9 protein-coding genes are annotated in these 12933 nt (G+C 68.3%); all 9 read left to right on the forward strand.

The features are described 5' to 3' along the window. Positions 1–2 precede the first annotated feature (2 nt). Positions 3–1400, forward strand: a complete 1398-nt coding sequence (gene algK, locus DK254_RS03575; protein WP_109932267.1) for an alginate biosynthesis TPR repeat lipoprotein AlgK — start codon at positions 3–5, stop codon at positions 1398–1400. 83 nt (positions 1401–1483) lie between these two features. After that, entirely contained in the window at positions 1484–2917 is a 1434-nt protein-coding gene (locus DK254_RS03580) for an alginate export family protein (RefSeq protein ID WP_109932967.1), read from the forward strand. Between the two features lie 185 nt (positions 2918–3102). Continuing rightward, positions 3103–4713: a mannuronan 5-epimerase AlgG gene (gene algG, locus DK254_RS03585; RefSeq protein ID WP_109932268.1), complete on the forward strand. Its 1611-nt coding sequence runs from the start codon at positions 3103–3105 to the stop codon at positions 4711–4713. 11 nt (positions 4714–4724) lie between these two features. Further along, the gene (locus tag DK254_RS03590; protein ID WP_109932270.1) at positions 4725–6143 is read left to right on the forward strand and encodes an alginate O-acetyltransferase; all 1419 of its coding nucleotides are present in this window, start codon (positions 4725–4727) and stop codon (positions 6141–6143) included. A 58-nt stretch (positions 6144–6201) separates the two neighbouring features. Next, positions 6202–7272, forward strand: coding sequence for a mannuronate-specific alginate lyase (locus DK254_RS03595; protein ID WP_371921102.1), 1071 nt, complete (start codon positions 6202–6204; stop codon positions 7270–7272). Positions 7273–7555: 283 nt separating this feature from the next. Further along, a complete protein-coding gene (locus tag DK254_RS03600) occupies positions 7556–9118 on the forward strand; it encodes an MBOAT family protein (protein ID WP_109932274.1) in 1563 nt (520 codons plus the stop codon). Between the two features lie 13 nt (positions 9119–9131). Beyond that, complete coding sequence (locus tag DK254_RS03605) at positions 9132–10304, forward strand: alginate O-acetyltransferase (protein ID WP_109932276.1); 1173 nt, start codon at positions 9132–9134, stop codon at positions 10302–10304. A 29-nt stretch (positions 10305–10333) separates the two neighbouring features. Further along, positions 10334–11011, forward strand: a complete 678-nt coding sequence (gene algF, locus DK254_RS03610; protein WP_109932278.1) for an alginate O-acetyltransferase AlgF — start codon at positions 10334–10336, stop codon at positions 11009–11011. A gap of 351 nt (positions 11012–11362) precedes the next feature. Then, entirely contained in the window at positions 11363–12808 is a 1446-nt protein-coding gene (locus tag DK254_RS03615; RefSeq protein WP_109932280.1) for a mannose-1-phosphate guanylyltransferase/mannose-6-phosphate isomerase, read from the forward strand. Positions 12809–12933 lie beyond the last annotated feature (125 nt).

Here is a 12933-nt window from a genome sequence, read left to right on the forward strand (position 1 = left end):
CCATGAACGCCATCGCCCACCATCCGCTGCGCGGCGCCGCCCTGGCCCTGGCCATCGGCCTGGCCGCCAGCTGCGCCGGCCTGCCGGACCAGCGCCTGGCCGACGAGGCCATGGCCCGCGGCGACATCGCCACCGCCCAGGCCAACTACCAGGCCCTGGCCACCCTCGGCTACACCGACGCGCAGATCGGCCTGGCCGACATGCAGGCCGCCAGCGGCGACAGCGCCGCCCAGGCCAAGGCCGAGAAGCTCTACCGCGACGCGGCCGAGACCTCGCCGCGGGCCCGCGCGCGCCTGGGCAAGTGGCTGGCGGCCAAGCCCGGCGCCAGCGACGCCGAGCACCGCGAGGCCGAGCAACTGCTCAACCGCGCCTTCGACGAGGGCGAGGACAGCGCCCTGGTGCCGCTGATCGTGCTCTACCTGCAGTACCCGCAGGCCTGGCCGGGGGTCAACCCGCAGCAGCGCATCGACCAGTGGCGCGCCCAGGGCCTGCCCCAGGCGGACCTGGCGCAGATCATCCTGTACCGCACCCAGGGCACCTACAACCAGCACCTGGGCGAGATCGAGCAGGTCTGCCAGCGCTGGCTGACGCGCATGGACGTGTGCTGGATGGAGCTGGCCACGGTCTACCAGGTGCAGGGCGACGCGGATAAGCAGAAGGCCCACCTCGACCGCCTGCGCGCCGCGCACAAGGCCGGCCGGGTGCCGCCCGAGCGCGTGGAATCGGTGGCCCAGGTGCTGGCCGACGCCGACCTCGGCAAGCCCGACCCGCAGACCGCCCAGGCCCTGCTCAGCGAACTGGCGCCGAGCTATCCCGCGGCCTGGGTCGACCTCGCCAAGCTGCAGTACGACTACCCCGAGCTGGGCGACGTCGACCAGATGCTCGACTACCTGAAGAAGGGCCAGGACGCCGCCCAGCCACGCGCCGAACTGCTGCTGGGGCGCCTGTACTACGACGGCAAGTGGATGCCCCAGGACCCGCAGAAGGCCGAGCAGCACCTGCTCAAGGCCGCCGCCAGCGAACCCCAGGCGCACTACTACCTGGGGCAGATCTACCGCCGTGGCTTCCTCGGCAAGGTCTACCCGCAGAAGGCCGCCGACCACCTGCTGATCGCCGCCCGCGCCGGCCAGGCCAGCGCCGACATGGCCCTGGCGCAGCTCTGGTCCCAGGGCCGCGGCGTGCAGCCCAACCGCGTCAACGCCTACGTCTTCGGCACCCTGGCGCAGCGCCAGCAGATACCCCAGGCCGGCGACCTGATGAGCGAACTGCAACCGCAGCTGCAGCCGGCTGAACTGAGCCAGGCGCAGCAGCTGCTCAAGCGCGAGGAACAGGCCCGCGGCGCCAACTGGCAGGCCACCGTCAGCCTCATGCAGAACGAACAGGAACAAGAAAGCCTATGAAGCGCCCCGACCCGACCTCCGCCCCGCTGTTCCAACCGATCCGCCTGGCCCGCGCCATCCGCCGCGCCCGGCTGTTCCCGGCGATGCTCGGCGCCGGCATGAGCCTGGCCGGCACCCTGTTCGCCGCCGGCGCCTGGGCCGACGACACGCCGCCGAAGAACTACGGCATCGACATCAAGATCACCGCCGAGTCCGAGGATGACCGCGACCTGGGCACCGCCCACGGCGGCGACCTCAACGGCATCGGCATCGACCTGCGGCCCTGGGCCTTCGGCCAGTGGGGGCAGTGGAGCGCCTACGTGATGGGCCAGGCGGTGGCCGCCACCGACACCATCCAGACCGACACCCTGCAATCCGACGAAGTCGACGCCAGCGGCCGCGACAGCAGCGACCACAAGCGCGAACCGGACGACGCCTACCTCGCCCTGCGCGAGTTCTGGGTGGACTACGCCGGCCTCACCCAGTACCCCGGCGAGCACCTGCGCTTCGGCCGCCAGCGCCTGCGCGACGACAGCGGCATGTGGCAGGACACCAACATCGAGGCGCTGAACTGGACCTTCGACACCACCCTGCTGCGCGCCCACCTGGGCGCCGCCCAGCGCTTCTCCGAGTACCGCACCGACATCACCGACCTGGCGCCGGAAGACGAGGACCGCACCCACCTGTTCGGCGACATCTCCACGCAATGGGCGCCGCACCACTGGGTGGGCCTGCGCCTGCACCACAGCGACGACAGCGGCAACCTGCCGGACCCGGGCGAGACCATCGACTCGCTGGACAAGCGCTCCACCGGCGACCTCACCTGGGTCGGCGTCGAGGCCAATGGCGACGGCTACAACTACCGCTCGCAGATGCCGCTGAACTACTGGGCCAGCGCCACCTGGCTGACCGGCAACCGCGACCGCCTGACCAGCGCCGCGGTGGACGGCGAGCGCGTGGCCACCGGCAAGCAGAGCGGCGACGTCAACGCCTACGGCATCGACCTGGGCCTGCGCTGGAACATCGACGAGCAATGGCGCGCCGGCGTCGGCTACGCCCGCGGCAGCGGCGGCGGCCACGACGGCGAGGACCAGTACGAGCAGACCGGCCTGCAGAGCAACCGCTCCAACTTCACCGGCACCCGCGCCCGCGTGCACCGCTTCGGCGAGGCCTTCCGCGGCGAACTCTCGAACCTGCAGGACGCAACCCTGTTCGGCGCCTGGCAGCTGCGCGACGACTACGACGCCAGCGTCGTGTACCACAAGTTCTGGCGCGTGGACGGCGACTCGGACATCGGCAACAGCGGCATCAGCGCGCCGCTGGAGAACAACTCTAAGGACATCGGCCAGGAAGTCGACCTGGTGGTCACCAAGTACTTCAAGCAGGGCCTGCTGCCCGCCTCGATGAGCCAGTACATCGACGAGCCCTCGGCCCTGGTGCGCTTCCGCGGCGGCGTCTTCAAGCCCGGCGACGCCTACGGCAGCCACGTCGACTCGACGATGCACCACGCCTTCGTCGATTTCATCTGGCGCTTCTGAGGAGCAGGGCGATGCGAGCTGGCAGTCACTGGTTCCCCGCGTTCGCGGGGATGACGGAAAACCCCTCCCGTGTGCGAACGGGCACGGGGAGCGCGGGGGTTCGTATCCCCCGCCCGGCGACCGTCACTCCCGCGCACGCGGGAACCCAGCGCCTTCCGGCTCCACGCCCACAGGGAGAACCCACCATGAACCGCCCCCCGCTGCCCCTGGCAGCCCTGCTGCTCGGCGGCCTGCTGGTCGCCACGGGCCCCGCCTGGGCCTCCACCCCGGCGGCCAACGCCAAGGACCACGAGGCCAGCGAGCAATCCTCGCCGGCCAACCAGCCCGGCCACGTCCAGGGCCTGAAGGAAACCGGCAACTACACCGTGACCGCGCTGCCCGAGGGCCCGCTGCACCTGGAGCCACCGAAGCTGCCGGACCTTTCCGGCTACACCGCCGCGGCGGTGGAGCAGAAGATCGTGCGCAAGCCCGGCGGCAAGGCCGTGGTGCAGCGCATGGTGCAGCAGCAACCGCTGAAGGAATTCACCGGCGGCCAGAACCGCCTGGCCGAGTGGGTCAAGCGCCAGCGGCAGATGCCCCAGGCCATCTTCATCGAGGGCGGCTACGTCAACCTCGCGCAGCTCGCCGGCAAGCTCGGCAAGGCGCTGGAACAGGTCGAGCCCGGCGTGTTCGTCGCCCGCCTGCCGATCGTGGTCAGCCAGGGCGCGACCCTCGAGATCGACGGCAAGGTCAGGGAACTGCGCCTGTCCCAGGACCGCGGCGCCTTCCTGGTCAACGACGGCAAGCTGTTCGTGCGCAACACCAAGGTCACCGCCTGGAACGAGGCCAGGGGCGAGCCGGCCTGGTTCAAGAGCCCCAACGAGTTCCGCCCCTTCCTGATCTCCTGGGGCGGCGCCGAGGCGTACCTGGTCGACAGCACCTTCCAAAGCTTCGGCTACAACGCCTCCAAGGCCTACGGCATCTCCATCTCGCAGTACAGCCCGGGCATGGACAAGACCATGAAGCGCCCGCGGCCCAAGGGCTGGGTGATCGGCTCCACCTTCGTCGACAACTGGTACGGCTTCTACTGCTACGAGGCCGACGACCTGGTGGTGCGCGGCAACACCTACCGCGACAACGTCATCTACGGCATCGACCCGCACGACCGCTCGCACCGCCTGATCATCGCCGAGAACACCGTGTACGGGACGAAGAAGAAGCACGGCATCATCGTCTCGCGGGAGGTCAACGACAGCTGGATCTTCCACAACAAGACCTACGACAACCACCTCTCCGGCATCGTCCTGGACCGTAACTCCGAACGTAACCTGGTGGCCTACAACGAGGTGTACCGCAACCACTCCGACGGCATCACCCTGTACGAGAGCGGCGACAACCTCATCTACGCCAACCAGGTGCTGGGCAACCGCCGCCACGGCATCCGCATCCGCAACAGCGTGAACATCCGCCTGTACGAGAACCTCGCCGCCGGTAACCAGCTGCTGGGCGTGTACGGGCACATCAAGGACCTGTCCAACACCGACCGCAATATCGACCTCGACCCCTTCGACACCAAGGTGTCGCTCATCGTGGTCGGCGGCAAGCTGGTCGGCAACGGCTCCGGCCCGCTGTCGGTGGACTCGCCGCTGTCCCTGGAACTGTACAAGGTGGCCATGCTCGGCCCGACCAAATCCTCCGGCATCAGCTTCAACGGCGTGCTCGGCGAGAAGCAGGACCAGATCCTCGACCTGCTCGTGCGCCAGCAGCGCGCCGTGCTGATCGACCCCGTGGAAAGCCAGGCCGAACTGCAGAATTGAGGACCCGTACCATGACCATCCACCCCCATCATCTGCTGCGCCTGTCGACTCTGGCCGCCGGCCTGCTGCTGGCCCACGGTGCTCTCGCCGCCGGCGCGCCGACCTACAGCGCCCTGCCGGCCGCCGGCCTGTGCCCGGCCGCGGCCGACGACAAGGCCTACAACACCAAATACCTGGGCTTCTTCACCCACCTGGTGCCGGCCCAGGAGGACTGGCTGTTCCGCACCACCTACGACCTGCGCACCGACTTCGGCACCACGCCCGAGGGCTGGCGCGAGCTCAAGGCGCTGAACGAGGCGCTCAAGCGCCGCGGCGTCGAGCTGATGGTGGTCTACCAGCCCACCCGCGGCCTCATCAACCGCGAGAAGCTCAGCCCCGAAGAGAAGGCCGGCTTCAACTACGAACTGGCGAAGAAGAACTACCTGGCGACCATCGCCAGGTTCCGCGAGGCCGGCATCTACACCCCGGACTTCTCGCCGCTGTTCGACGAGAAGGAAGCGCACCCCTACTACTTCAAGGGCGACCACCACTGGACGCCCTACGGCGCCATGCGCAGCGCGAAGATCGCCGCCGAAACCCTGAAAGAGATGCCCGCCTACGCGGACATCCCGAAGAAGGAATTCGAGAGCAAGCGCGTGGGCCTGCTGTCCAAGCTCGGCACCTTCCACAAGGCCGCCGCCCAGCTGTGCGGCAGCAGCTACGCGCCGCAGTACGTCGACCGCTTCGAGACCGAGCCGGTGGGCGACAGCGGCGGCGTCGACCTGTTCGGCGACGGCGGCGACCCGCAGGTGGCGGTGGTCGGCACCTCCAACAGCGGCCCGGCGTACAACTTCGTCGGCTTCCTGGAGCAGTACGGCAAGGTCGACATCCTCAACAACGCCGTCTCCGGCGGCGGCTTCGACAGCTCGCTGCTGGCCTACCTGACCAGCAAGGAGTTCCACGACAAGCCGCCGAAGATCCTGGTCTGGGAATTCGCCACCCACTACGACATGGCGCAGAAGAGCTTCTACCGCCAGGCCATGCCCCTGGTGGCCAACGGCTGCGCCGAGCAGAAGGCCGTGCTCAGCCGCAAGGTCAAGCTGCACGCCGGGCGCAACGAGGTGCTGCTCAACAGTGGCGCGCTGCCGATCCGCAGCGGCAGCTACACCGCCGACGTCACCTACAGCGACCCGGGCATCCACGAACTGAAGAACACCGTCTGGTACATGAATGGCCGCCGCGAGCAGCTGAAGATCGAGCAGTCCAAGGCCGTGGACACCGGCGGTCGCTACGTCTTCGAGCTGCGCAACGACGAGGACTGGCCGGACCAGCAGTTCCTCTCCCTGGAAATCGAGGCGCCCGACGACATGCCGGCCGGCCTCGAGGTCGAGGCGAAGCTGTGCCAGACGCCGCAGATCAAGGCCACCGACAGCCGCGTGGCCGGGAGGTAGAACCATGTCCATCCAGCGACTTTCCCGCAGCAAGACCCTGCGCCTGCTCTGGCCGGCCATGGCCCTGGGCAGCCTGGCCAGCCTGTACGGCCAGAGCAGCCAGGCCGCCGACCTGGTGCCGCCGCCGGGCTACTTCGCCGCGGTCGGCGAGCGCAAGGGCGACGCCGACAGCTGCCCGGCGGTGCCCGCGCCCTACACCGGCTCGCTGCAGTTCACCAGCAAGTACGAGGGCTCCGACTCGGCGCGCGCCACCCTCAACGTGGCCGCCGAGGGCAAGTTCCGCGAGCAGATCAAGGACATCACCGACATGGAGCGCGGCACCACCAAGCTGATCACCCAGTACATGCGCAGCGGCCACAAGGGCGACCTGGACTGCGCGCTGAACTGGCTGACCACCTGGGCCCGGGCCGACGCCCTGGAGAGCGCCGACTTCAACCACACCGGCAAGTCCATGCGCAAATGGGCCCTGGGCAGCCTGTCCTCGTCCTACCTGCGCCTGAAGTTCAGCAGCAGCCGCCCGCTGGCGGCCTACCCGCAGCAGGCGGCGCAGATCGAGCAGTGGTTCGGCAAGCTCGGCACCCAGGTGGTCAGCGACTGGAGCAACCTGCCGCTGAAGAAGATCAACAACCACAGCTACTGGGCGGCCTGGTCGGTGATGTCCACCGCCGTGGTGACCAACCGCCGCGACCTGTTCGACTGGTCGGTGCGCGAATTCAAGGTGGCGGCCAGCCAGGTCGACGCCCAGGGCTACCTGCCCAACGAACTCAAGCGCCGCCAGCGCGCCCTGTCCTACCACAACTACAGCCTGCCGCCGCTGGCGATGATCGCCGCCTTCGCCCAGGTCAACGGCGTGGACCTGCGCCAGGAGAACGGCGGCGCGCTGCAGCGCCTGGCCGAACGGGTGATGCAGGGCGTGAACGACCAGCAGGACTTCGACCGCCGGACCGGCAACGACCAGGACATGACCGACCTGAAGGAAAACAGCAAGTTCGCCTGGCTGGAGCCCTACTGCGCGCTCTACAGCTGCGCGCCGAAGACCCAGGACTGGCGCAGGAAGATGGAGCCGTTCAACAGCTTCCGCCTCGGCGGCGACGTAACCAAGGTGTTCAACCGCGGTAACGGCAGCTGACGCAACGGCGGATAACCGCGAACGGTTATTCGCCCTACGTTCGGACTGCCCCTGGCGTAGGGCGAATAACGCTCCGCGTTATCCGCCGCCTGACCGCCCTTCCCGCACACGCGGGGCCCAGCAGTACCCCGACCCAAGCGCAAAAAGACGCCGGGCGGGCGCACCACCTTAGCGACACAACGGGGAGGAACTGGCGGGTGACACCGGCCTTTTCCTTGCGCGCCAAGCGGCGCCGGAAGGGCTGGAGCCACCCAGGGTACGAAGCTCCAGAGCGAGACGGGCAATGGTCTTTTCTTCCAACGTGTTCCTGTTCCTGTTCCTGCCGATCTTCCTCGGCCTGTACTACCTGAGCGGGAACCGCTACCGCAACCTGTTGCTGCTGGTGGCCAGCTACATCTTCTACGCCTGGTGGCGCGTGGACTTCCTCGCCCTGTTCGCCGGGGTGACGCTGTTCAACTACTGGATCGGCCTGCGCATCGGCGCGGCCGGCGTGCGCACCCTGGCGGCCAAACGCTGGCTGATCCTCGGCGTGGTGGTCGACCTGGCCGTGCTGGGCTACTTCAAGTACGCCAACTTCGGCGTCGACAGCCTCAACCAGATCATCACCTCGTTCGGCCTGCAGCCCTTCGTGCTCACCCACATCCTGCTGCCCATCGGCATCAGCTTCTACACCTTCGAGTCGATCAGCTACATCATCGACGTGTACCGCGGCGACACCCCGGCCACGCGCAACCTCATCGACTTCGCCGCCTTCGTGGCGATCTTCCCGCACCTGATCGCCGGCCCCGTGCTGCGCTTCAAGGACCTGGTCGACCAGTTCAACCACCGCACCCACACCCTCGACAAGTTCGCCGAAGGCTGCACCCGCTTCATGCAGGGCTTCGTCAAGAAGGTGTTCATCGCCGACACCCTGGCGGCCCTGGCCGACCACTGCTTCGCCCTGCAGGACCCGACCACCGGCGACGCCTGGCTGGGCGCGCTGGCCTACACCGCGCAGCTGTACTTCGACTTCTCCGGCTACAGCGACATGGCCATCGGCCTGGGCCTGATGATGGGCTTCCGCTTCATGGAGAACTTCAACCAGCCCTACATCAGCCAGTCCATCACCGAGTTCTGGCGGCGCTGGCACATCAGCCTGTCCACCTGGCTGCGCGACTACCTGTACATCAGCCTGGGCGGCAACCGCGGCAGCACCTTCCAGACCTACCGCAACCTGATCCTGACCATGCTGCTGGGCGGCCTGTGGCACGGCGCCAACGTCACCTACGTCATCTGGGGCGCCTGGCACGGCGTGTGGCTGGCCATCGAGCGCGCCCTGGGGGTGAACGCCGCGCCGCGCGCGCTCAACCCGCTGAAGTGGGCCTGCACCTTCCTGCTGGTGATCGTCGGCTGGGTGATCTTCCGCGCCGAGAACCTGCACGTGGCCTGGCGCATGTACGAAGCCATGTTCAGCTTCGGCGACTGGAGCCTGTCCGAGCAGAGCCGCGCCAGCCTCACCGGCCTGCAGGTCGGCACCCTGGTGGTGGCCTACGTGGTGCTGGCCATCTTCGGCCTGCGCCAGTTCTACAACCAGCCGCTGCAGGCCAAGGCGCCGAAGGCCGCGGCCAAGGCCGACGAAGTCGCCGCCGACGGCCCGGCCAGCGCCCAGCCGCGCAGCCCGCAGGACGCCGAGGGCGACCCGGCGGCCATCGCCTACTCGCGCAGCGGCGCCGCGGTGTACCGCCCGCACTGGCTCACCCAGCTGCCCGTGCTGGCCACCCGCGCGGTACTGCTGGCGCTGTTCGCCGCCTCGGTGCTGAAGCTCTCCGCGCAGAGCTACTCGCCCTTCCTCTACTTCCAGTTCTGAGCGAGGCCGGACCATGCAACCGACTATCTCCAGACCTCTGCAATACGCCTACGTCGCCGCCTTCGGCGCTCTGCTGGTCGGCCTGGCCGGCGGGTCGCTGAAGGCCTTCCCGAGCTTCGCCGCCGCCGAAGGCACCAGCGTGCTCAATGGCAAGCTGGCCCACGCCTTCGAAGGCCACTACGACGACCAGTTCCCCATCAAGCGCCTGGGCACCAACCTCTGGGCCGCGCTGGACTACGCCCTGTTCGACGAAGGCCGCCCGGGCGTGGTGATCGGCAAGGACGGCTGGCTGTATACCGACGAAGAGTTCAAGCCGGCGCCCAGCCTGACCCAGCTGGACGACAACTGGGCCCTGGTGCGCGGCGTGCAGCAGGAGCTGGAGCGCCGCGGCGTGAAGCTGGTGCTGGCGATCATCCCGGCCAAGGCGCGCATCTACCCCGAGTACCTCGGCAAGGAGCAGCCGGCGCAGCTGCACGTCGGCCTCTACGACGAGTTCCTGCAGCGCGCCCGCCAGGCCGGCATGGCCGCGCCCAAGCTGCTGGACACCCTGGAGCAGGCCAAGGACAACGGCCAGGTGTTCCTGCGCACCGACACCCACTGGACGCCGCTGGGCGCCGAGGCCGTGGCCCAGCGCCTGGCCCAGAGCATCCGCGAGGGGCAGAACCTCGACCTGCCGCAGCAGACCTTCATCACCGACGCCAGCAAGGCCGCGCCGCACAAGGGCGACCTGCTGACCTTCCTGCCCCTGGACCCGCTGTTCAGCGACCTGCTGCCGGCGCCGGACCAGTTGCAGGCGCGCCAGACCCACCCGGCCGAAGACGCCGCGGCCGGCGGCGACCTGTTCGGCGACGGCGCCGAGCCGCAGGTGGCCCTGGTGGGCACCAGCTACAGCGCCAACCCGCACTGGAACTTCGCCGGCGCGCTCAAGCAGGCGCTGTCCACCGACCTGATCAACTACGCCAAGGAAGGCAAGGGCCCCCTCGAGCCCATGCTCGAGCTGCTCAAGGACCCGGGCTTCCAGCAGAAGCCGCCGCGCCTGCTGGTGTGGGAATTCCCCGAACGCTACCTGCCGATGCACAGCGACCTCAGCCAGTTCGATGCCGACTGGCTGGCCCAGCTGCGCGCGGCCGGCAACCGTGACGAACGCCTGGCGGCCAACCCGCCGGGCCTGACCGCGGCGCATTGAGCGCCACGCACAGGGCGCCAGCGCGCCCCATGAAAACAGTGAAGACGGAGGTACACCCCATGACTCGTTCCAAGACCCTCGGCTGGAAGTCCCCTGCCCTGGCACTGGCCCTGGGCCTGGCCGCCTTCGGCGCCCACGCCGGCGAAGCCGCCCTCTACGGCCCGCAGGCGCCCAAGGGCTCGGCCTTCGTGCGGGCCTACAACGCCGGCAGCGGCGAACTCTCGGTGAGCGTCGGCAACGCCCAGCTCAATGACGTCTCGCCCCTGGGCTCCAGCGACTTCAAGTTCCTGCCGCCGGGCAACTACACCGCCAAGGTCGGCAGCCAGAGCCTGCCGGTGAAACTCGACCCGGACGCCTACTACACCCTGGTCAGCCAGCCCGGCGGCCAGCCCAGGCTGGTGCCCGAGCCGCCCTTCAAGAACAAGCAGAAGGCCCTGGTGCGCGTGCAGAACCTCAGCGGCCAGGCGCTGACCCTGAAGACCGCCGACGGCAAGACCGAGGTGGTCGGCAACGTCGCCCCGCAGAGCCACGGCGACCGCGAGATCAACCCGGTGAAAGTGAACCTGGCGCTGTTCGAGGGCGGCAAGAAGGTCAGCGACCTCAAGCCCGTCACCCTGGAGCGCGGCGAAGTGGTGTGCCTGTACGTCACCGGCGAGGGCGGCAAGCTGTCGCCGGTGTGGGTCAAGCGGCCGGTGAAGGCGGACTGAGGCTCACTCCATGACACCCCGGCGCGAGGCCCTAGCCCTCTCCCCCCGCCCTCTCCCTGAAGGGAGAGGGAGCTATCCGTGCAAGCGGAAAGCTCCGCGCAAGCCGGCGAGCGAGGTGGCGCCCCTTCACGCCGAACAACTCCCTCTCCCTTCAGGGAGAGGGCTGGGGAGAGGGGCTCTTAACCACCCCCCCACAAAAAATCACCAAAAAGAACACCACAAGAAGACCGGCCACACCGGCACCCAAAAATCAGCGAGCTGCCAAGACGGCCCGCACGGAGAGGTCACCCGAAACGGTAACGGCGCCCGGCGCCCCACAGAACGCATGAACGCTTTAAGGAGAAACCCCACATGATCCCCGTCATTCTTTCCGGTGGTAGCGGCTCGCGACTCTGGCCCCTTTCCCGCAAGCTGTATCCCAAGCAGTTCCTGGCCCTGGCCGGCGAGCACACCTTGTTCCAGCAGACCCTCGAGCGCCTGGCTTTCGAAGGCATGGAGCCGCCGCTGGTGGTGAGCAACAAGGAACACCGCTTCATCCTCCAGGAACAGCTGGAGCAGCTGAAGCTCAAGACCCAGGGCATCCTGCTCGAACCCTTCGGCCGCAACACCGCCCCGGCCGTGGCCATCGCCGCCATGAAGCTGGTCGCCGAAGGCCGCGACGAACTGCTGCTGGTGCTCCCGGCCGACCACGTGCTGGAAGACCCCCGCGCCTTCCAGCGCGCCCTGGCCCTGGCCACCGTCGCCGCCGAGAAGGGCGAGATGGTGCTCTTCGGCGTGCCGGCCAGCCGCCCGGAAACCGGCTACGGCTACATCCGCGCCAGCGCCGACGACAAGCTGCCCGGCGGCGTCTCGCGGGTCGAGCGCTTCATCGAGAAACCCGACGAGGCCCGCGCCCGCCAGTTCGTCGAGCAAGGCGGGCACTTCTGGAACAGCGGCATGTTCCTGTTCCGCGCCAGCCGCTTCCTGGAAGAACTCAAGCGCCACGACGCCGACATCTACGACACCTGCCTGCTGGCCCTGGAGCGCAGCCAGCACGAGGGCGACCTGGTCAACATCGACCCGGCCACCTTCGAGTGCTGCCCGGACAACTCCATCGACTACGCGGTGATGGAGAAGACCCAGCGCGCCTGCGTGGTGCCCCTGGCCGCCGGCTGGAACGACGTCGGCAGCTGGTCGTCGATCTGGGAAGTGCACGACAAGGACGCCAACGGCAACGTCACCAAGGGCGACGTGCTGGTGCACGACAGCCGCAACTGCCTGGTGCACGGCAACGGCAAGCTGGTCTCGGTGGTCGGCCTGGACGACATCGTGGTGGTGGAAACCAAGGACGCCATGATGATCGCCCACCGCGACCACGTGCAGGACGTGAAGAAGGTGGTCAACGAACTGGACGCCGCCGGCCGCAGCGAAACCCAGAACCACTGCGCCGTCTACCGCCCCTGGGGCAGCTACGACTCGGTGGACATGGGCGGCCGCTTCCAGGTCAAGCACATCACCGTCAAGCCCGGCGCGCAGCTCTCGCTGCAGATGCACCACCACCGCGCCGAGCACTGGATCGTGGTCTCCGGCACCGCCCAGGTGACCTGCGACGACAAGGTGTTCCTGCTCACCGAGAACCAGTCCACCTACATCCCCATCGCCTCGGTGCACCGCCTGGCCAACCCCGGCAAGATCCCGCTGGAGATCATCGAAGTGCAGTCCGGCAGCTACCTGGGCGAAGACGACATCGAACGTCTGGAGGACGTCTACGGTCGAACCGAAGAGAGCGGCATCCGTGCCCAGGTGGCCGCTCGCTAGTTGAAGGACGGCGTCTCCCCCATCGATGCCAATCGCCCCCAGGCCATGTGCCTGGGGGTTTTTCTTTGTGCGCGGGGAATGGCGTGGGTGGGGCGGCGATGGGTATCGCTTCGCTCAACCCATCC

It is taken from the genome of Pseudomonas sp. RW407 (genome assembly GCF_003176655.1).
GTDB lineage: Bacteria > Pseudomonadota > Gammaproteobacteria > Pseudomonadales > Pseudomonadaceae > Pseudomonas > Pseudomonas delhiensis.

Excerpts from the sequence above, each read along its gene's own strand:
- algK (WP_109932267.1), top strand. The coding sequence starts at position 3 with ATGAACGCCATCGCCCACCATCCGCTGCGCGGCGCCGCCCTGGCCCTG.
- DK254_RS03580 (WP_109932967.1), top strand. The coding sequence starts at position 1,484 with ATGCTCGGCGCCGGCATGAGCCTGGCCGGCACCCTGTTCGCCGCCGGC.
- algG (WP_109932268.1), top strand. The coding sequence starts at position 3,103 with ATGAACCGCCCCCCGCTGCCCCTGGCAGCCCTGCTGCTCGGCGGCCTG.
- DK254_RS03590 (WP_109932270.1), top strand. The coding sequence starts at position 4,725 with ATGACCATCCACCCCCATCATCTGCTGCGCCTGTCGACTCTGGCCGCC.
- DK254_RS03595 (WP_371921102.1), top strand. The coding sequence starts at position 6,202 with ATGGCCCTGGGCAGCCTGGCCAGCCTGTACGGCCAGAGCAGCCAGGCC.
- DK254_RS03600 (WP_109932274.1), top strand. The coding sequence starts at position 7,556 with ATGGTCTTTTCTTCCAACGTGTTCCTGTTCCTGTTCCTGCCGATCTTC.
- DK254_RS03605 (WP_109932276.1), top strand. The coding sequence starts at position 9,132 with ATGCAACCGACTATCTCCAGACCTCTGCAATACGCCTACGTCGCCGCC.
- algF (WP_109932278.1), top strand. The coding sequence starts at position 10,334 with ATGAAAACAGTGAAGACGGAGGTACACCCCATGACTCGTTCCAAGACC.
- DK254_RS03615 (WP_109932280.1), top strand. The coding sequence starts at position 11,363 with ATGATCCCCGTCATTCTTTCCGGTGGTAGCGGCTCGCGACTCTGGCCC.